Here is an 18400-nt window from a genome sequence, read left to right as displayed (position 1 = left end):
CCTCAGAGCACCAGTCTGAACTTCGCGAAACCGTTCTCGCCGTCGCCGGCATCCTCGATCTTCGTCCCCTTCAGGCTGCCGGCAAACTGGCGCGCCTTGGGTCCGGTCTCGAACAGGGCCGTGGATCCGGGCTGCGGCTTGAACGACCAGTTGTCGTCGGCCGAAGGATTGATCGTCCCTTGATCCATGATGTAGCGAACAACGACGTCGCGGTTGGTGTCGGGTGCGACGAAAATGACCTTGTCGCTGGCGATCTCCGGAAACTTGCCCCCACCGCCGGCACGGTAGTTATTGGTGACGACGACAAACTTCTGCGCCGGATCGATCGGCTTGCCGTCAAACTTCAGGTCGACGATACGGTGAGCATTCTCGTCCAGTACCTTTCCGTCCTTGTCGAAGCGCGACGGCTGGGACAGGTCGATCTGGTAGGTCACGCCATCGATCACGTCGAAATTGTAGGACGGGAAACCGGCGTTGAGCAGCGGAACGTCCTTTGATCCCGGCTTGACCTGGTTGAACATGCCAGCCGACATTTCCAGCCAGTTCTTCACCTGCGCGCCCGATATCAGCACGGCCTGAACCGTGTTGGGATAGAGATAGAGATCCGCGACATTCTTGATGGCGATGTCGCCGGTCGGGACGTCGGTGAAGTAATCCGCACCGCCGCGACCGCCGGCCTTGAAGGGAGCGGCGGCGGATAGCACCGGGAGGTCCTTGTACTCGCCATCCTTCAGCATGTCCTTGATGTACCAGGTCTGCGCATTCGAAACGATCTGCACCGACGGATCATCCGCGACCAGCGCGAAGTAGGAATAGAGCGGCGCGGATGTCTTGCCGACCGGACGGCGAATATAGGCAAGCGTCGCCTCGTGTTCCGGCTTGATGGCCGCGGTGACCTCAGGCTTGTCCTTGACGTCGGCAACGACCTTGCGATTTTCGTCGCGGTGATAGATCGGTCTGACTTCCGAGGTGGAATCGACGATCTTCCAGCCGCTGCCATCCTTTTCGATCAACAGGTCGATCAGACCCATATGGGAGCCCCAGAACCCGGCCATGACGGCGGGCTTGCCCATCAGCGTGCCTTTCTTGGCATCGGCGCCGGCAATGCCCTCGAAATCCTTCGGGCCGGGGAAGACCAGATGCTGGTGGCCGGTGAAGATCGCATCGATACCCTCGATCCCTGCGAGATAAAGAGACGCGTTTTCCATCCGATCGCTCTGGCCGGAACCATCGATGCCGGAATGGGAGAGGGCGATGACGATGTCGGCGCCTTCCTCCTTCATGACGGGCACCCAGGCCTTGGCAGCATCGACGATATCGCGCGTCTGCGCCTTGCCCTCAAGATTCTTGCTATCCCAGGTCATGATCTGTGGCGGCACGAAGCCGATGAAGCCGACCTTGATCGGGGTCGACTGGCCGGAACCGTCGCGGATCTGCTTTTCGATGATCACGTAGGGTTTGAAGAAGAGATCGTCGTCCTTGGCACTGGAGGCAAGCTGGCCCTTGGTCAGGTTGGCGCAGACATGCGGGAAGCCGGATCCTGCAAGAACCTTGAACAGGAAATCGAGGCCGTAGTTGAATTCGTGGTTTCCAAGCGTGCCGACGTCATATCCCAGCACGTTCATCGCAGTGATCACGGGATGCTTGTCGCCCTCCTTCATGCCACGCTCATAGGCGATGTAGTCCCCGAGCGGATTGCCCTGCAGGAAGTCGCCGTTGTCGATCAGCATCGAATTTCCGGCTTCGGCTCGAATCGAATCGATGAGCGAGGCGGTACGGGCCAGTCCAAGTGTGTCGTTCGGCTTGTCGGCATAATAATCATAAGGGAAGACATGCACGTGGATGTCTGTCGTCTCCATCAGCCGCAGATGCGCCTGGTTGGCGGCCGCGCGTGCCGCAAACGGGTGGAGCATGACCAGCGCCGATGTGGCCGCAATGCCACCGAGAAGGGATCGGCGCGAGACTGCATGATTTTCGAAAAGGTCTTTGGTGAAAAGCGACATCTAATATCTCCCTCCGGATCACTGATGGAGGCGAGCTTAGGCACAATCGCCCACGGACGCATCCCTAAAATGACGGTCGGCGAAAGTTCGGTGACTGCCGGGTAATGACGCGACGGTCAATCCGGATCGGCCGCACCGCGCGCCGCAGATAGCTCGAAAAAAATCCGCCACAAAAATCAAATGGATATGACTTAGATATATCTGGCAGCTTGCAGCATTGCGCAAATGTGCTAGCTTTAGATATATCGAAAGATACTCTAAAGGAGAGTAAGATGTTTCAACGATTTGAAACCAACAAAAGCTGCAACGCCGATCGCTCGGGCTTCGAGGGACTATTTACCATGCGGGGCGGTCCGTTCAGCAAAGGCTTTGCGGGTAGGGGTTTTGGCGGAAAAGGCGGGCCGGGCGGTGGCCGTGGCTTCGGCGATGATGGCGAGGGTCGTATCGGTCGCTTTCTGATGCAGGGCGATCTCAGACTGGTCGTCCTGGCCTTGATCGAGAAAGAAGCCCGCCACGGCTACGAGATCATAAAACATATCGAAGATATGACGTATGGTTTTTACGCACCCAGCCCTGGCGTCATCTATCCGACGCTGACCTATCTTGAGGAAGCCGGCTACGTGACGGCTGAAGCGGATGGCAACAAGAAGCGTTACACCATCACTGACGAGGGCCGTGCGCACCTCGATGAGAACCGCAGTTTCGCAACGACCATCCTCGAGCGCTTGTCCGAGCTGGCTGAAAAGATCAAGCAGAAGCAGGAACGGCACGAACACCACCGCGATCACGACAGGGGGCCACATCATGACCGCGGCCCGGCTCTGCCGCGCAGTGTGGAAGCGGCGCTTCTCAACCTGAGAGAAGTGTCGGCTCGCAGGATCGAACAAAACGACAAGGCTGCGGGCGATCTCGTGCGGCAGCTCCTCGATTTTGCCGAAAAGCTGGAGCGGGACGGCGGAGACCCGCAGGCATAAGGGGCTCCTGCTAAGCCGCGTCAATCCGGCACTGGAAACAGTTGTTGCGGGCCGAACGAACGTGGACATAGGCGATATCGGCGCGTTGAAGCAGGTCTTTGGCGCGCCGCATGATTTCGGACGTCGGGGTCACCGCACCCGTGCCATAGACGATCCTGTCATTCTCTCCATAACCCCGGACGATGTAATCCGGACTGACCAGAATTGGCGGTAGAACCTCTTCCGCGATAAACCGTGTGCAGGGCGTCTTATGCAGGAAGATGGGACCGGTTTCGGCATAGGGCTGCGTTGTCGGAAACGGTCGATAGGCAAGAACGAACAGGCTTTCGCCCGCGCCGATATTCCTGAGGCAATGGCGGCAGGGATATCCGGGACCATCCGAGATCATGGTCTCCGTCTGGTGTCCGTAGGAATCGCTGCCTCCGTTCCATAGATGCTCTGCGTGGTCACCCGGGATCGCGTTGAAGATTGGCATGGTCGTCTCCTTTTCTATATATAGGAGATGACCCGTCGGGCTTTGAAGCGCCACCCGATCCTTGCGCGAGCTAGCTGTCCAGCACCTTTACCAGTTCCGCGCTGGTCATCGGCACGATCTCGGCCTCGTATGTCGAGACGGGCGAAAAACCCATCATCTGGTAGAGCTGCAGCGCCCGGGGATGGTCGAGCGAATTGGTGGTGACGGTGACCTTCTCCGGGTTGTTCTGCCACGCAGAATAAAGAGCCTGCGTCAGGAACCACTTGCCGATGCCGAGCCCGAGGGCCCGCTCGAACAGGCCGAAATAGGACAGCTCTACGACGTTGTCGTCAGTAGAGTTCAGCTCGTAGAAGCCGGCTGGCGATCCGTCGACCAGAAGGATCGTGATCGAACAGCGCGGGTTGTGTATCGCGGCCGCAAGCTCGGCGTCGGACAGCCGCAGCCTATCGTACCAGTGCCAGCGTTTGCCGACTTGCCGGTATAGGTACCGGTAGAAATGCAACGGCACTTCGGTGGCGCGTATGATGGCGGTTTGAATGTTGGCCGGAATCGGCATGCTGGTCTTGGGCGCGGCCGTCATTTCCAGAACGGTGACGCGCGCCTTCAGCGGTACGGGCTTTTTCGCCATCGTTACGCCTGCGACGAGATTGCAGGGGTAGGCTTAGCCGGTCCTGTCTCGATCGGCGTGTCCGAGCGTCCGCCCCATTCCGTCCAAGACCCGTCATAAAGCGCGTTGTCCTCATGCCCGAGCGATTCCAGCGCAAGCGTGATGATCGCAGCGGTAATGCCCGAACCGCAGCTCGTCACGACCGGGCGCCCCAAATCGATTCCCGCGGCTTCAATAGCCTGGCGCAGTTCGGGTATCGTCTTCAGCTTGCCGTTTGTCGAAAAGCTGCTGGAGGGAGCGTTGACGGCACCCGGCATGTGACCGGAGCGCATGCCAGCGCGGGGTTCCGGCTCTGTGCCGGTAAAGCGTCCGGCCGGCCGTGCATCGGCGATCTGGCTTGTACGATCGCTGACGATCGACATCATCTGATGGTAGTCGATGACCTTGTCGAGGCGAAGCTCCGAATCGAAATTGGACGCAACCGGCGAGGGGATTTCGGTTTCGAGCGCGCGCCCTTCCGCCTTCCAGCCATCGAGGCCACCGTCCAGGATAAACACCTGTTTCGCACCCATGATGCGGAACAGCCACCAGCCACGCGGCGAAGAAAAGATGCCCGGACCGTCATAGATGACGATGCGGTCATTCTCGCTGATGCCGAGCTTGCCGACAGCATCGGCAAACACATCGGGCGAGGGCACCATATGTGGGAGGCCGGTGGAATGATCCGCGACTTTGTCGTGATCGAAACGCACGGCACCGGGAATATGCCCTGCCGCATATTCGGCATCTGCATCGCGGTTGTGGGCAGGCAGGTAGAAGGAGGCGTCGACGATTCTCAAATCCGGGCTTCCGAGCTCGTTTTCGAGCCACTCGGACGAAACGACGAAACGGCTGGTGTCGCTCATGTCAAAACTCCTACCTTGATAAAACGCGGTATTCGGTGAGAAACCGGTTCGGACAAACGAGTGTCTTCAGGCATCCGCGGCGATATCGCCGAACCGGATCCGGAAGCGACGGTTTTCCTTGCCCTTTTTCTCGATTTTGGAAATGTGGATAGCGCCCACTTCCCCGGTGTTTGCAACATGTGTGCCGCCGCACGGCTGGCTGTCAACGCTCGAATCCTCGCCGATGCAGACAAGGCTGACGCGTCCGAGCCCGACCGGCGGCCGGACGTTCTTCGATTTGACGATGCCGGGATTGGCTGCCAGTTCCGCGTCGGTGATCCATTGCAGGTAGACCGGATGGTTCTGCGCAACGAGATCCATCAAGCCGGCGGTCACCTCATCCTTGTCGATCACGGCCGTCATGTCGAAATCGACACGCGATTCGTCTTCGCCAACTGCGGCACCGGTGATCGGGTAGGAGCAGACGACCGACAGCAGGTGGCAGGCCGTATGCATCCGCATCAGCTTGTGCCGTCTGTCCCAGTCGACATGCATGACAACAGTTTCGCCGACCGTCGGCCGCGGTTCGCCTTCCAGCGGAACGTGGACGACGATGTCCTTCGTCTCGCCGTGCCGTGTCTGGCCAAGCTTGATCCTGGTTCCGTCGGCGCGCTCCAGACTGCCGGTATCACCAGGTTGCCCCCCAGATGTCGCATAGAAGCAGGTGCGGTCGAATTCGATGCCGCCATCCTCGTGGATCGCGGTAACCACCGCCTCCAGTGTCGAGAGATAGAAGTCGTCGCGATAGAGGAGTTCAGTTGCCATCGGTTCTGTTCTCTGCGGTCGGTTTCAGACGGTTTCGAACGGAATATCGATCTTGGTCTTCTTCGTGAGCCAGCCCGGAACCGGCAGGCCCTTGGACTGCAGGAAATCCGGGTTGAAGAGTTTGGACTGATAGCGGTTGCCGTAGTCGCAAAGGATCGTCACGATCGTATGGCCGGGACCGAGATCCTTCGCGAGGCGCATCGCGCCAGCGATGTTGATGCCGGAAGAGCCGCCAAGGCAAAGCCCCTCGTTCTCGATCAGATCGAACACGATCGGCAGCGCTTCAGCATCCGAGATGCGATAGGAAAAGTCAGGCGCAAACCCTTCGAGATTGGCGGTGATACGTCCCTGACCGATGCCCTCGGTGATCGAACTGCCCTCGGATTTCATCTCGCCGTGCGCATAGAATTCGTAGAGTGCGGCACCTTCCGGATCCGCGATGCCGATCTTGACGGCGGGGTTAAGCGCCCGCAACGCCATGGCTGTACCGACCAGCGTACCGCCGGAGCCGACTGCGCAGACGAAGCCGTCCACCTTGCCGCCCGTCTGTTCGAAGATCTCGGGGCCCGTCATCTCGATATGGGCCTGCCGGTTGGCAACATTGTCGAACTGGTTTGCCCAGATCGCGCCCGCAGGTTCCGTCTTGGCAAGCTGCTCGGCAAGGCGACCGGAAACCTTCACATAGTTGTTCGGGTTCTTGTAGGGAACGGCTGGTACTTCCACGAGCTCGGCGCCCATCAGTCTCAGCGCGTCCTTCTTCTCCTGGCTCTGGGTCTCTGGAATGACGATGACGGTTCGATACCCCAATGCCTTTGCGACCAGGGTCAGACCGATACCGGTATTGCCGGCAGTCCCTTCGACGATCACTCCGCCCGGCTTCAGAAGCCCCTTCTTCTCGGCATCTCTAATGATATAGAGCGCCGCGCGATCCTTGACCGACTGACCGGGATTGAGAAATTCGGCCTTGCCGAGGATTTCGCATCCGGTTGCATCGGATGCAGCCGCCAGCCTGATGAGCGGCGTATTGCCGATGAGGTCGAGAACAGAAGATTGTATTGCCATGGGAAATGCCTTCTTTTTCAAGGATCATGTAATCAGGCTGCATTCGGCGGGCAAGGCATCCGCGCCAAGAAAATCCTTTCCGCGCATCGCGCGCGATGGGATCGCCCCCGCATACCGAGGACTGTCATCTACCGGACAATACCGGCAGGTTTATCGACATGGCTCGGATGCAACTGTATAATACATCCTTCGCCCTGCACTACGCAGAGTGGAGCGCTCGGTTTTGGTTTCAGACGATTCGACCTGATGGCATTGATTTTGAGAACTGAATTTCGTTCACGCCAACGATTGCGGCTTAGTTTATGCATCTGAATATTGAGAGAGTCGATTTTCTGATCTCGCAATACGTAGCCGGCTCTCTGCCAAAGGCAGCCCACGTCTTGTTAGGTTCCCATCTGCAGATGCAGAAACCCAATGCCCAGCTTGTCGATGCCCTTCAGCGACTGGCCGGCGATGGGTTGGAAGACATGACCTGCGATGAGACGTTGTCCCGTGAATTTCGAGACAGGGCCATCAGCGATATTGTCAGATCGGACCCGCCGGCATGGAGCGTGTTGCCACCGGAGCAAGGTTCCCAGTTGCCGGCCCTGTTGCGCGGTTATACGGGGAAAGACCTGACCTCTATTCCGTGGCGGCGCAAGCTGCCGGGACTGCGCGAGCATATTATCGAGCGGTCGCCCGACGTGGAAGCAAGTCTTCTCTGGGCCCGTCCTGGGAGGGCACTTCCAAACCATGGCCACAACGGTCTCGAACTCACGCTGGTGATCGAAGGCGAATTCCACGATCACCGCGGAAACTTCACGCAGGGCGACATATCGGTCGCTGACGAGACGCTCGATCACCGGCCGATCGTTGGTGATTCGGGGCCGTGCGTCTGCTTTTCCGTCCTGTTTGCACCGATCGCTCTCAGCGGATCGCCGATCCAGCTCATGGGCGATATGATCGGACTTTAAAGCCGAACACTGTCATCGAATGGTTGGTTCGCGGTCAACCATTCGTCAATCGGCCAGAACTGAAAACGCAGCAGTCAGACCAATCAGTTTACGTGCATTTGCGCTTCGCTCACGGCTTGCTCGAAAAACTGTCGTGCGTCCTCCGGCGAACGACGGCCGTCGAGGGCAGCCCGGCAGGCACTGCGCGCCCGCACGAAATGCGGACCCCGAAGATCCGGCCAGTGGTCCAGTAGCAGGATGAGGGCCTCGGATGGCCCATTGATTACCTCGGTCCCAAGATTCCCAAACGCGACTTTGACCGGTTTTTGCCAGTTCGGCTGCGGCATAGTTGTCTCCTCCCTAAGTCAACTGTCCTCTACCTCCAGCCTAGCGCAATGTTCCATTAGGACAAGCGGATTTTCCGGGTTCGGATGTGTGTTGGGAGCATTTAAGGGGCGGCATCGCCGGGCACTGTGCCCAGGGACGGGGCGTCGTGACACCGCCCCAACGAACGCGATCGAATTAGCCTGTCTGCTCACTTCAAGGCACGAGAACAACTGTCGCCACTCGCGACGTCGTGCGGCACCAGCCTGCAACAGTCGCGTCGGTGAGGCGTCTCCGCTGGACGCGGAACTTCGGCCAGATACGCATGTTCTGGTTTCAGGAGGAAAAATAATGGCTAATTACATGTGGTTTATCGTCGTCGCAGGCGGAGCAGCAATGCTTGGGCTCGCACTTGCGTACGGTTCCTACAAGGAGAGCCGACATCGCTCTCTGATTCCGTTGGCCGGCTTGGCCGTTGCGATCGCCGTCGGCGTCGCGGTTAGCATCGGCGTCACGCAGGCTCCGACCGCCAACAGTGTGCCGCCCGATCCGCAGGGCACGCATTACGATACGCCGGCTGCCCCATCCCGCGAAAACGCGCTTCCCGGTACGCCTGCACCCTCGGATCAGAAGTGAAGACGACTTTGAGATGAGCGCGGGGAGCAAACACAGAACTCACGTTGCGACTTAGCGGACGCGACCGGCTTTCTTCTTTGGCAGTGGAACTGCACGCAACAGCGTTACACATCCCCGAACGCGAAACCAATCGCCATATCAAGTTGCTTTTTCGCTTTGTCAAAATAGGGGAAGTGGAGAAGCGCCTGTCTTCGGATACGGATCAACAAAAACAGGCGCTTATCGCAGAATTTGGCTCCCCGGGCCGGATTCGAACCGGCGACCTGTCGATTAACAGTCGAATGCTCTACCGCTGAGCTACCAGGGAACAACCGCGCTTGCGGTGTGAGCGGGGTAATACAAATGCTTCACGCATTTGCCAAGCGGTTTTTTCAAAAAAATTAGGTCCGGCTTGTTTTATCCCCATGCATCCCCATCTCGCCCCTACAAAAAAGCGTTTAGTTGGAGCCGTATACGTGGTGGAAAAACCTCAAGGCAGGCGGTTTGGAATGGATCCGGGGCAGGGTCGTCTCTTCATCGCAGGACGGTCCATTCCGATGCCGCGCTCGCGCGTGGCGCGGCTCTGCATCGGAACCGTTCTTATCGTCGGCGGCATTCTGGGCTTCCTGCCGATTTTGGGCTTCTGGATGGTGCCGCTGGGTATCTTGATCCTGTCGCAGGATCTCGCTTTCGTCAGACGTCGTCGTCGTCGTCTGGAAGTCTGGTGGGGTCGCAGGCGCCGCGAGAAACAAGCAGCTTCGCTTCGGAAATGACATGATGTCAACCAGACCGGGAGAAGCTGTCGCCTGGTGCGAGAGCTTCTTCCGGAATGAGGCTTATCCAGCGAGTGACGCCAGGCCCTGGCCGGCGGCGAACGCGCCATAAGCAAGCGCCCCGAAATAGACGATCGTTGCAAGGTTGAAGAAATAACCGCCGAGAACGACGAGACCATCCCGCTGAACCATGCCTGTCGACAGAAGCAGAATAGCAATGCCGGGCAGCGTGTTGGACAGGGGGATGAGGCCGAGCGGAAACATCAGCAGCACACCGGCGAACGTGATTGCGAGGCCATTGACCCTGTTGGCAATGGGCCCGGTCGTGATGCCGGCCATGCGGTGCTTCAGATATTTGTCGAGCCTAGAGACGATTTTCACGCCTTTCTCAAGGGTCGGCACCAGCTTTGCGCTGTCGAGTTCCCGATCGAGAATCGCACGAGGAAGCCACGGCATCCGGTTGAGCACCACAGCAATGCTGATCATTATGATGGCCGCGCCGAACACGGTGCTAACACCCGGGATCGAAACGGGCAGCAGAAAGGGGAGGGATGTGACCGCGCAGATCAGCAGCAGACCCTGTTCACCGACGCCATCCATCAACTGACGCAGCGTCACGGTGCCGCCGTCAATCCGATCGATCAATTTCCTCAGCGTTTCGCTGAGACCTGCCGATGTATCTTCGAATTCCGCGTTATCCTGCAAAGCTGCACCTCTATCATAAGAAATGCAGTCTGAATAACAGCAGAAACAAGCAACTCAAAGGCAACAAAACGAACTCGCGCGACGCGCGGCGCGTCAGTCGACCATCAAGCCGCCTCCAGATGTACCGGTTATTGACACGAGCAACGCGTCGCGATTTCCCGGCTGCGCATGCAATCCACTATTTCGGTTGCGCCCAGCGATCATAGAGGCCGCAGGCCACCACGAGAGCAAGAGTGCACAAGACGAATGGATTCAATGCGGCTACAAAATCGAGATACTGCATAACGGTCTCCTCTTCCCGTTACCCAAGCCGCCAGATGTCTCCCACACCTGACTTCAGACACTCTAACACGATTTTGATCCGTGAGCGAGAATGTTGATCAGGGCGAGCGTGCGGCTTGTGGGGGACGAGGAGAGGCCGTCAGTCAGCGTGTCTCGGTGAGACCGTCAAAACAGGGCAACGAAAAGATGCCCCACATAAATGATGCTGACGAGGGATATAATAGTCGTGAACGCCATGACGGCGTCGGAAGATGAGAGCTTCATATCGAACCATCGCCGTCATGGCGATCCTCTGACAAGGGTATGGCGGCAACATCGCCGTCTGCCTATTTCTAGGACAAATAGTTTAACGCAGCCCTATGGAGGAACGTTAATATCTGGTTACGACCCGATCGTGAAATGTTGCGGCATCGTGTCGATGCTATGGGCGGGGCTCTTCGGCACCCGCGCAGACCCCATACCGCTGCGCGACCATGTGATCACGGCAAGCTTGTCCGATACGAGCCGTTCAAGTCTAATTGATGCTGTTTGGGAGAGGGGTTTTGGGCTCGTCCGGCTTGTCGCGGCCGGCCGGTAGAAGCTGACCGGACAGTTCCACCAGCGGCGTCTGCGACAATGCCTTGGCTGCCTCCGCAAGCAGTGCGAGTTGCCGCGCAATATCTGCGAGTTGTGTGGCGGGATCATCCTTCAAATCGGCCTCGCTGCGATCATTCCGTGAGGGGCCGGAAATAGACGCGCCTGCAGAAATGTAAAGGAAATTTGCTAATAGAAGCAATAAATCAACGGCGTGAAGGACTGCTCGACAGTTTTTCGGGTTTGCCGGTTTCCTTGGAAACAGGGGCCGAGCAGAATCTGTCCGCCGTCAAAAACATGGACTACCGGCTTCTCCAGTAGTAGACCGTTTTCATCCAGAATCGGCGCGCACGGCACCGGTCAGCTAAGCGGTCCACGCCCTCAATCAACACTCGTCGACATGAATTTTGAGAATCGAAATGCTCCCACACCACGCCTACGCTGTTACTTCCCGTCCTTGGTATCTTTTGACACTGGCATTGGTCGGGGCTGCCGTTCTGTTCGCTATAGACCTTGCGAGTAACGGTTTTACGACAGCACTGACGAAGGAAACCGGCGCGCTCGAGATTTCGACGGCCCTTCTTTACGCCTATACCGCAATGGTGTGGCTGTGGACGCGCACCGGCGACATATGGCGGCGGGACTGGCAGGTTGCGGCCATCATGCTGTTGATGATGGGGCGAGAACTCGACCTCGACAAGCGGCTGACCAGTGTCGGCATGCTCAAGAGCAACCTCTACCTGACGAACATGGCGCAACCTGTCGAGCGCGTCTTTGGCGTTCTGGTGATCCTGTTCGTGGCAACCGTCGCGTTCCGGCTGATCGTTCGCAACGGCCCTGAGCTTCTCTCCGGCGTCAGGTATCGCGCGTCCTGGGCTTGGAACATCATCGCGGCGATCGGTCTTGCCATTGTGTCCAAGTCGATCGATGGGCTGGATCGCAAGCTTGCGCCTTTTGGCGTCATTGTCAGCGATCACACCAATCTTCTGTTGGGTATCGTCGAAGAAGTGCTGGAATTCGGCATTCCGGTCATGTTCCTGGTGGCGACCATAAGCTCGATCGATCTTTCCGCGGCAGCCAGGGGACGCAAGCCGGCCGCGGCGTCTGCTCTCTGACATCATCACGCTTCGCGCCCAATCGTTGAATTCTTGACACAAACCAGCGACCGGTGCCGATAAACGTCCGGTCTCTGGCATCCCGCTTATTGCCTCGAACGCAAAGCGCGGTAGTTGTTCCGGTTCACAGGAGCCGAACATGCATCCGGAAAATCGCGTCCAACGCTATAAAGACACTATCCAAATCCTTCGTGCGGACATCGAGTGGCTGACCACGAGCGGGTTCAGGACGCAGACGACGTCGAACGAGACCCTCATCGCGGAGTTGGAACTGGCCGCAGAGGCGTATCGTGGCTTGGTCGAAGAACTGGTGCGGCCGGTGGGCTGATCCGGGCAGGCGACAGCTTCAGTCGCGAATTGGCGGAAGGCTGGCGGGCGTGAAAGAAGATCCGCTGGCGTTCTCGTGCACCAGTCGCAATACCTAAATAACATCCAGGAATGTGCGCGACCGGTTGCGATCGGACAGACCGTGTCGATCGGCTGACGCCGATGCTAACCCATTGCGATATATCGAGAAAGGGATGGAGGCCTCGCCCGGAATTGAACCGGGGTACGAGGATTTGCAGTCCTCTGCGTCACCACTCCGCCACGAGGCCATCCGATGCTAAAAAAGCGAGTGGTGGCGCCGAATTAGAACGAATCTCCGATGGGTGCAATACCCTTCTGTTCAATCCTCGACGTTTTTATCCACTTCGTCAGCGGCGCCTGTCTGTACCGGTGATGAAGGGCGCCTGCAAAACGCGGCGTCCTCGGAAGATACCCCTGCGGGGGAGGCTGTATGCAGCGTGTTCGCGTCATCTGGCTGTGTTGATCCTATGGTAAATATTTCACGAATATTCCTCGCGGTCAGGGGAACGGAACCGAGCTCTTCCGACTTTAGTGAGCGAAGCCCAGGGAGTGAAAAATGCTGAACCGATTGATCACCGCACTCTACAGACCCGTCACCGAAGATGATGCGACTGGCACGTTTGCAGATGGAGCCTTTCATCTGAGTGCTGCCGAGCAGTTGGCATTCGATCGCAGCCATAGCCTGCGCAAATCCTACGGACACGATGTCGTCCTCGCCAAGAAGCGCGAGCTTCCGACCCTTATCCTGCACTAAGCAAGAGTTGCACGAGCGCCTGCATCACCGTGTTTTTTCCAATCGATGCGCGCGCTATCTTGAAAGCGCAGCGAGAGGCAAGTAACACGGCTGAAGGATTGGCCGGTACGCCGGCGCTGTGAGGCAGATGACATGATTGATTTCGAAGCAGCCCGTGTGAAGATGGTCGAGAACCAGATCCGCACGACAGACGTGACGGCACATTCCGTGCTTCAGGCGTTTCTCACGGTACAGCGCGAAAACTTTGTTCCGGCCAAGTCGAAGTCACTGGCCTATATCGACAACGATGTTGAAATCTGTCCCGGTCGCTTCCTGATGGAAGCCTCGCCTCTGGCCAAGCTTTTGCAGTTGGCTGCGATTACCAAGTCGGATACGGTGCTCGAGGTCGGCACAGGCAGCGGATACATTTCTGCGCTTTTGTCGCTTCTCGCGAAATCGGTCGTGTCGATCGAATCCGATGAAGCGCTCGCCGAGCAGGCAATCGCCAACCTCGCGGGCGCCCACAACGTGACTGTCGTCACGGGCGACATGGAAAAAGGCGTTGCGAACCAGGGCCCTTACGATGTCATCTTCATTGCCGGCTCGATCGAAGACGTGCCGGATGAACTTAGTGCGCAGCTCAAGGATGGCGGGCGTCTGGTCGCCGTTCTCGGATACGGCAATGCCGCGCAGGCGACGCTCTTCGTCAAAGAGCAGGGTGCACTTTCGAAAAGCGCCCACTTCAACGCTTCGATCAAACCGTTGCCGGGATTCCGCCTAGCGAAGGATTTCCTATTCTAAAATCGGCTTGCTGACGGTTTGCGAAGTTTAGAAAGGGGGCCTTGGCCTCCTTTTTGTTTTTCCAGCGCGATACAAATCGGCAGCGGGGATTCACGTCGGCAACAAATCTGTGTATCGCTAGAGTCGTTGATGCGCCCGTCGTTGTATCGCGAGACGAGGTTCGTAAAGTGAAAACGAATCAGACCTTTGAAAAGAGGTCGTCTGCCGACCTGGCACCCAGTCGGCGAGAACGGGGATGAAAATGGCTCAGCCAAGTGTAGCGCGTGAACCGTCAATGGAAGAGATCCTGGCTTCGATCCGCCGGATCATCGAAAGCAACGAGCCGGTCGGCGAGGGTTCACCAGATCAGGCATCGCGTTCGCCCTATGCGGATGACGATCTGATCGACGATATCGACGATACGGACTTTGCGTCCGATCTTGCCGCTGGCATCGCTGCAAACGACCCGGGCCTTCCTCTTCGTGCCCATTCACCGGCCCCGATGCCGTTCCAGTCGGAACCCTACGCCCCCGCATCTGCAAACGACGCACCCAAGCCTGTTTCCGCATCGACAGTCGACCCTGAGATTTCATCATCGGGTGAGCGCTCGCTCTCGCTTGCCGACGTTGCGGCCCGCGTCCGCGCCGCTTCGGCCCGCCAGCAGGAAAATGCGATGAGCCGCCCGGCACCGGCGCCGCGCCTGTCGATGCCCGCAGCCGAGAAGGCATCCGCTGCAATCTCGGCCTTTGCCGACGTCGCGCTGCGTGACACCATCGCCCCTCTCGAAACAAGGCCTGCGGCAATGGTATCCAAGCCGATCGAGACCCCTATGGCGAAAGACGTCGAGCCTGCAGGACCATCGCCCATTCCAGCGCTGAAGCCGCAACCGGCAGTCGCGCAGCAGCCGGAGATGTCCGAGCCGGTCGAACAGCCGGCACCGAAGGCGCAACCGGCTCAACAGGAAAATCTTCCTGCGATGATCGAGGAGGCCGCTGCAACGCTCCTTTCGGTCGAAGCGGGCGCGCAGGTGACAAAATCGTTCAACGAACTTGCAGCCGTCTTCGATGGTCTCGAGCGTCGCTCTGTCGAGGATATGGCGCAGGAAATGCTGCGTCCGATGCTGCAGGAATGGCTGGACGACAACCTGCCGACACTGGTGGAGCGTCTCGTGCGCGAGGAAATCGAGCGCGTTGCCCGCGGCCCGCGTCGCTAAATCGCCTCCAATGCCTGTCATCAAGGGCCGCTCCACACGGGGCGGCTTTTTTATTGACTTCACGGCCTCCACGTCTTTAACACCGCACCATCTCATTCAAAAAGAAAAACGGGTCAGGAAATGCTCGAAAAGACCTACGATTCCGCCGCCGTCGAACCGAAGATCGCCAAAGCCTGGGACGATGCGGACGCCTTCCGTGCCGGTGCCAACGCAAAGGCTGGTGCGGAAAGCTTCACCATCGTCATCCCGCCGCCGAATGTGACCGGGTCGCTGCACATGGGGCACGCGCTCAACAACACGCTGCAGGATATCATGGTCCGCTTCGAGCGCATGCGCGGCAAGGACGTGCTGTGGCAGCCGGGCATGGACCATGCGGGCATTGCCACGCAGATGGTCGTCGAGCGCCAGCTGGCCGAGCGAAAGCTTCCCGGCCGTCGCGAGATGGGCCGCGAGGCCTTTGTCGAGCGCGTCTGGGAATGGAAGGAAGAGTCGGGCGGCCTGATCTTCAACCAGTTGAAGCGCCTCGGCGCATCCTGCGACTGGTCGCGCGAACGCTTCACCATGGACGAGGGGCTGTCGAAGGCCGTTCTCGAAGTCTTTGTCACGCTCTACAAGGAAGGCCTGATCTACCGCGGCAAGCGGCTGGTCAACTGGGATCCGAAGTTCGAAACGGCGATCTCCGACCTCGAAGTCGAGTCGCGGGAAGTCGAAGGCCATATGTGGCACTTCAAATACCCGCTGGCCGGCGGCGAGACCTATACCTATGTCGAGAAGGATGCGGACGGGAATATCGTCCTTTCCGAAGAGCGCAATTATATCTCGATCGCCACGACGCGTCCGGAAACCATGCTGGGCGATGGCGCGGTTGCCGTCCATCCGTCGGACGAGCGGTATGCACCGATCATCGGCAAGCTGTGCGAAATCCCTGTCGGTCCGAAGGAGCATCGCCGCCTGATCCCGATCATTGCGGACGAATATCCGGAACCGGATTTCGGCTCTGGCGCGGTCAAGATCACTGGCGCGCACGACTTCAACGACTATCAGGTCGCCAAGCGCAACAAGATCCCGCTCTATCGCCTGATGGATACCACGGCCTCGATGCGAGACGATGGTGAGGCCTATGCCGTCTATGCAGCGAAGGCACTGGAGATCGCCAAGTCCGGCGAACTGCCGGGTGAAACCGACATCGACGAGATCAATCTGGTTCCCGAGGAGTATCGCGGTCTAGACCGGATGGAAGCACGCGCTAGGATCATTGACGCGATCAATGCCGACGGGCTGAGCGTCACCGTCACTGACGCTGAAGGCAACGCGATCCCCTACGTCGAGAAAAAGAAGATCATGCAGCCGTTCGGCGATCGCTCCGGCGTCGTCATCGAGCCGATGCTGACCGACCAGTGGTTCGCCGACGCCAAGACGCTGGCCGAACCGGCGATTGCTTCGGTTCGCGAAGGCCGTACCAACTTCGTCCCGAAGAACTGGGAAAAGACCTATTTCGACTGGATGGAAAATATCGAGCCCTGGTGCATTTCGCGCCAGCTCTGGTGGGGACACCAGATCCCGGCGTGGTACGGTCCTGATGGTCAGTGCTTCGTCGAAAAGTCCGAGGAAGAAGCACTCGACGCGGCCATCCAGCATTATCTCGCACACGAAGGCCCATGGAAGGCCTGGGTTCAGGAGAAGCTCGAGAACTTCAAGCCTGGCGAGATCCTGATCCGCGACGAGGACGTGCTCGACACCTGGTTCTCGTCGGCACTCTGGCCCTTCTCGACGCTGGGCTGGCCGGACAAGACGCCGGAACTGGAGCGCTATTACCCGACCAGCGTTCTCGTCACCGGCTTCGACATCATCTTCTTCTGGGTTGCCCGGATGATGATGATGGGCATGCATTTCATGAAGGATGCGGAAGGCGAGCCTGTCGAGCCGTTCCACACGATCTACGTTCATGCGCTGGTTCGCGACAAGAACGGCCAGAAGATGTCGAAGTCGAAGGGCAACGTCATCGATCCGCTCGACCTGATCGACGAATACGGCGCCGATGCGCTGCGGTTCACGCTGGCCATCATGGCGGCACAGGGTCGCGATGTGAAACTCGATCCGGCCCGTATCGCCGGCTACCGCAACTTCGGCACGAAGGTCTGGAACGCAACGCGCTTCGGGGAGATGAACGGCGTCAAGCGTGATGCGGGCTTTGATCCTGAGAATGCGAAGCTGACCGTCAATCGCTGGATCCTCACGGAACTGTCGAAGACCGTTTCTGACGTTACCACCGCGATCGAGACGCAGCGCTTCAACGAGGCTGCCGCTTCGCTCTACCGCTTCGTCTGGAACCAGGTTTGCGATTGGTATGTCGAGCTGTTGAAGCCGATCTTCATGGGCGAGGATGAAGCCGCCAAGGCCGAGGCGCAGGCCTGCATGGCCTATGTCCTGGAGCAGAGCTACGCGCTTCTCCACCCGTTCATGCCGTTCATGACCGAGGAGCTCTGGGCTCACACGGCAGCCCGTGACGGATTGCTCGCCCATGGCGAGTGGCCGGTCTCCGGTTTTGCGGACGCTGACGCTGCCGACGAGATCAACTGGCTTGTCGATCTGGTATCCGGTCTCCGCTCTGCACGGTCCGAAATGAACGTCCCGCCATCGGCGACAGCACCGCTCATCATGGTTGGTGCCAATGCGGTCACCTCGTCGCGGCTCGCGCGTCACGAGGCGGCAATCTGCCGGCTCGCGCGTGTCGAGAGCATCTCGACAGCTGACGTCGCCCCGAAGGGTGCGGCACAGATCATCGTCGGCGAGGCGACGGCCTGCCTGCCGCTCGGCAACCTGATCGATCTCGGCACGGAGAAGGCCCGAATCGAGAAGGCGATCGTCAAGAACGAGCAGGAAAAGGACCGTCTCGGCAAGAAGCTCTCCAACGAGAAGTTCATTGCCAATGCCGATCCGGACGTGGTTGCCGCTGACCGGGAGCGCCATGCCGAGCTGGAAGTTCAGCTCGAAAGCCTCAAGATCGCTCTGCAGCGGGTCATCGAAGCCGGCTGATGACCAAGGTCTCCGCCGTGCTCTAGGCCGGCGCCAACGAACGAATCTCTGAAAGCCGCGGTCCTGTGACCGCGGCTTTTTGCTGCGCTTCGATCCAGAAGTTCCGTTTGCGTGCACATGCACAACGGGAGAAAGCCGCAA

At 58.7% G+C, this 18400-nt stretch carries 19 protein-coding genes and 2 tRNA genes; 10 read left to right on the top strand and 11 right to left on the bottom strand.

From position 1 onward, the window contains the following. Nucleotides 1-2 precede the first annotated feature (2 nt). Complete coding sequence (locus ASG19_RS13230) at nt 3-2003, bottom strand: bifunctional 2',3'-cyclic-nucleotide 2'-phosphodiesterase/3'-nucleotidase (protein WP_062457629.1); 2001 nt, start codon at nt 2001-2003, stop codon at nt 3-5. Between the two features lie 272 nt (nt 2004-2275). Here ASG19_RS13230 and ASG19_RS13225 point away from each other — a divergent pair, with 272 nt between their 5' ends. Continuing rightward, nucleotides 2276-2977: a PadR family transcriptional regulator gene (locus ASG19_RS13225; RefSeq protein WP_062457626.1), complete on the top strand. Its 702-nt coding sequence runs from the start codon at nt 2276-2278 to the stop codon at nt 2975-2977. 10 nt (nt 2978-2987) lie between these two features. On the opposite strand, the gene ASG19_RS13220 is transcribed toward ASG19_RS13225, so the two are convergent. The 5 genes from ASG19_RS13220 to ASG19_RS13200 form a co-directional block, all read right to left on the bottom strand. Next, on the bottom strand, nt 2988-3452 hold the full coding sequence (locus ASG19_RS13220) for a DUF1203 domain-containing protein (RefSeq protein ID WP_062457623.1): 465 nt from the start codon (nt 3450-3452) through the stop codon (nt 2988-2990). A 70-nt stretch (nt 3453-3522) separates the two neighbouring features. Continuing rightward, complete coding sequence (locus ASG19_RS13215; RefSeq protein ID WP_062457620.1) at nt 3523-4080, bottom strand: GNAT family N-acetyltransferase; 558 nt, start codon at nt 4078-4080, stop codon at nt 3523-3525. Between the two features lie 2 nt (nt 4081-4082). Next, nucleotides 4083-4964 carry a 3-mercaptopyruvate sulfurtransferase gene (gene sseA, locus ASG19_RS13210; RefSeq protein ID WP_062457617.1) on the bottom strand — a complete coding sequence of 294 codons (882 nt, stop codon included), beginning with the start codon at nt 4962-4964 and terminating at the stop codon, nt 4083-4085. A gap of 66 nt (nt 4965-5030) precedes the next feature. After that, a complete protein-coding gene (locus tag ASG19_RS13205) occupies nt 5031-5768 on the bottom strand; it encodes an alanyl-tRNA editing protein (RefSeq protein WP_062457614.1) in 738 nt (245 codons plus the stop codon). 24 nt (nt 5769-5792) lie between these two features. Next, nucleotides 5793-6830: a cysteine synthase A gene (locus tag ASG19_RS13200; protein WP_062457609.1), complete on the bottom strand. Its 1038-nt coding sequence runs from the start codon at nt 6828-6830 to the stop codon at nt 5793-5795. Nucleotides 6831-7231: 401 nt separating this feature from the next. On the opposite strand from ASG19_RS13200, the gene ASG19_RS13195 reads away from it, so the two are divergent. Next, the gene (locus ASG19_RS13195; protein WP_244476155.1) at nt 7232-7783 is read left to right on the top strand and encodes a cupin domain-containing protein; all 552 of its coding nucleotides are present in this window, start codon (nt 7232-7234) and stop codon (nt 7781-7783) included. 83 nt (nt 7784-7866) lie between these two features. Here the strand turns inward: ASG19_RS13195 and ASG19_RS13190 are convergent, their stop codons facing one another. Beyond that, nucleotides 7867-8109: a DUF982 domain-containing protein gene (locus ASG19_RS13190; RefSeq protein ID WP_062457603.1), complete on the bottom strand. Its 243-nt coding sequence runs from the start codon at nt 8107-8109 to the stop codon at nt 7867-7869. Nucleotides 8110-8437: 328 nt separating this feature from the next. Here ASG19_RS13190 and ASG19_RS13185 point away from each other — a divergent pair, with 328 nt between their 5' ends. Then, nucleotides 8438-8722, top strand: a complete 285-nt coding sequence (locus ASG19_RS13185; protein ID WP_156461830.1) for a hypothetical protein — start codon at nt 8438-8440, stop codon at nt 8720-8722. A 232-nt stretch (nt 8723-8954) separates the two neighbouring features. On the opposite strand, the gene ASG19_RS13180 is transcribed toward ASG19_RS13185, so the two are convergent. Continuing rightward, nucleotides 8955-9029, bottom strand: a tRNA-Asn gene (locus ASG19_RS13180). Between the two features lie 181 nt (nt 9030-9210). Between ASG19_RS13180 and ASG19_RS13175 the strand changes: the two genes are divergently transcribed. Beyond that, the gene (locus ASG19_RS13175) at nt 9211-9474 is read left to right on the top strand and encodes a PGPGW domain-containing protein (protein ID WP_062457597.1); all 264 of its coding nucleotides are present in this window, start codon (nt 9211-9213) and stop codon (nt 9472-9474) included. Nucleotides 9475-9537: 63 nt separating this feature from the next. Here ASG19_RS13175 and ASG19_RS13170 read toward each other — a convergent pair whose 3' ends face one another. Together ASG19_RS13170 and ASG19_RS23915 are read right to left on the bottom strand one after the other, a co-directional pair. Beyond that, the gene (locus tag ASG19_RS13170; protein WP_062457592.1) at nt 9538-10179 is read right to left on the bottom strand and encodes an exopolysaccharide biosynthesis protein; all 642 of its coding nucleotides are present in this window, start codon (nt 10177-10179) and stop codon (nt 9538-9540) included. 796 nt (nt 10180-10975) lie between these two features. Beyond that, nucleotides 10976-11152: a hypothetical protein gene (locus ASG19_RS23915; RefSeq protein WP_156461831.1), complete on the bottom strand. Its 177-nt coding sequence runs from the start codon at nt 11150-11152 to the stop codon at nt 10976-10978. Nucleotides 11153-11453: 301 nt separating this feature from the next. On the opposite strand from ASG19_RS23915, the gene ASG19_RS13165 reads away from it, so the two are divergent. Beyond that, nucleotides 11454-12149, top strand: coding sequence for a hypothetical protein (locus tag ASG19_RS13165; RefSeq protein ID WP_139283852.1), 696 nt, complete (start codon nt 11454-11456; stop codon nt 12147-12149). 139 nt (nt 12150-12288) lie between these two features. Next, nucleotides 12289-12477, top strand: coding sequence for a hypothetical protein (locus ASG19_RS13160; protein WP_062457587.1), 189 nt, complete (start codon nt 12289-12291; stop codon nt 12475-12477). A 194-nt stretch (nt 12478-12671) separates the two neighbouring features. Here the strand turns inward: ASG19_RS13160 and ASG19_RS13155 are convergent. Continuing rightward, a tRNA-Cys gene (locus ASG19_RS13155) sits at nt 12672-12745 on the bottom strand. A 308-nt stretch (nt 12746-13053) separates the two neighbouring features. On the opposite strand from ASG19_RS13155, the gene ASG19_RS13150 reads away from it, so the two are divergent. The 4 genes from ASG19_RS13150 to ASG19_RS13135 all read left to right on the top strand — a co-directional run bounded on the left by ASG19_RS13150 (nt 13054) and on the right by ASG19_RS13135 (nt 18259). Further along, nucleotides 13054-13251 carry a hypothetical protein gene (locus ASG19_RS13150; RefSeq protein WP_062457584.1) on the top strand — a complete coding sequence of 66 codons (198 nt, stop codon included), beginning with the start codon at nt 13054-13056 and terminating at the stop codon, nt 13249-13251. A 132-nt stretch (nt 13252-13383) separates the two neighbouring features. Further along, the gene (locus tag ASG19_RS13145) at nt 13384-14031 is read left to right on the top strand and encodes a protein-L-isoaspartate O-methyltransferase (RefSeq protein ID WP_062457581.1); all 648 of its coding nucleotides are present in this window, start codon (nt 13384-13386) and stop codon (nt 14029-14031) included. 241 nt (nt 14032-14272) lie between these two features. Next, the gene (locus ASG19_RS13140) at nt 14273-15223 is read left to right on the top strand and encodes a DUF2497 domain-containing protein (protein ID WP_082471943.1); all 951 of its coding nucleotides are present in this window, start codon (nt 14273-14275) and stop codon (nt 15221-15223) included. Nucleotides 15224-15343: 120 nt separating this feature from the next. Beyond that, nucleotides 15344-18259 (top strand): valine--tRNA ligase, encoded by a 2916-nt coding sequence (locus ASG19_RS13135; RefSeq protein ID WP_062457575.1) that lies wholly within the window; start codon nt 15344-15346, stop codon nt 18257-18259. Nucleotides 18260-18400: the final 141 nt, after the last annotated feature.

The organism is Rhizobium sp. Leaf306 (assembly GCF_001423425.1).
GTDB lineage: Bacteria > Pseudomonadota > Alphaproteobacteria > Rhizobiales > Rhizobiaceae > Neorhizobium > Neorhizobium soli.
Note: the sequence above shows the minus strand (reverse complement) of the source record. Positions and strands in the feature narration are given on the sequence as shown.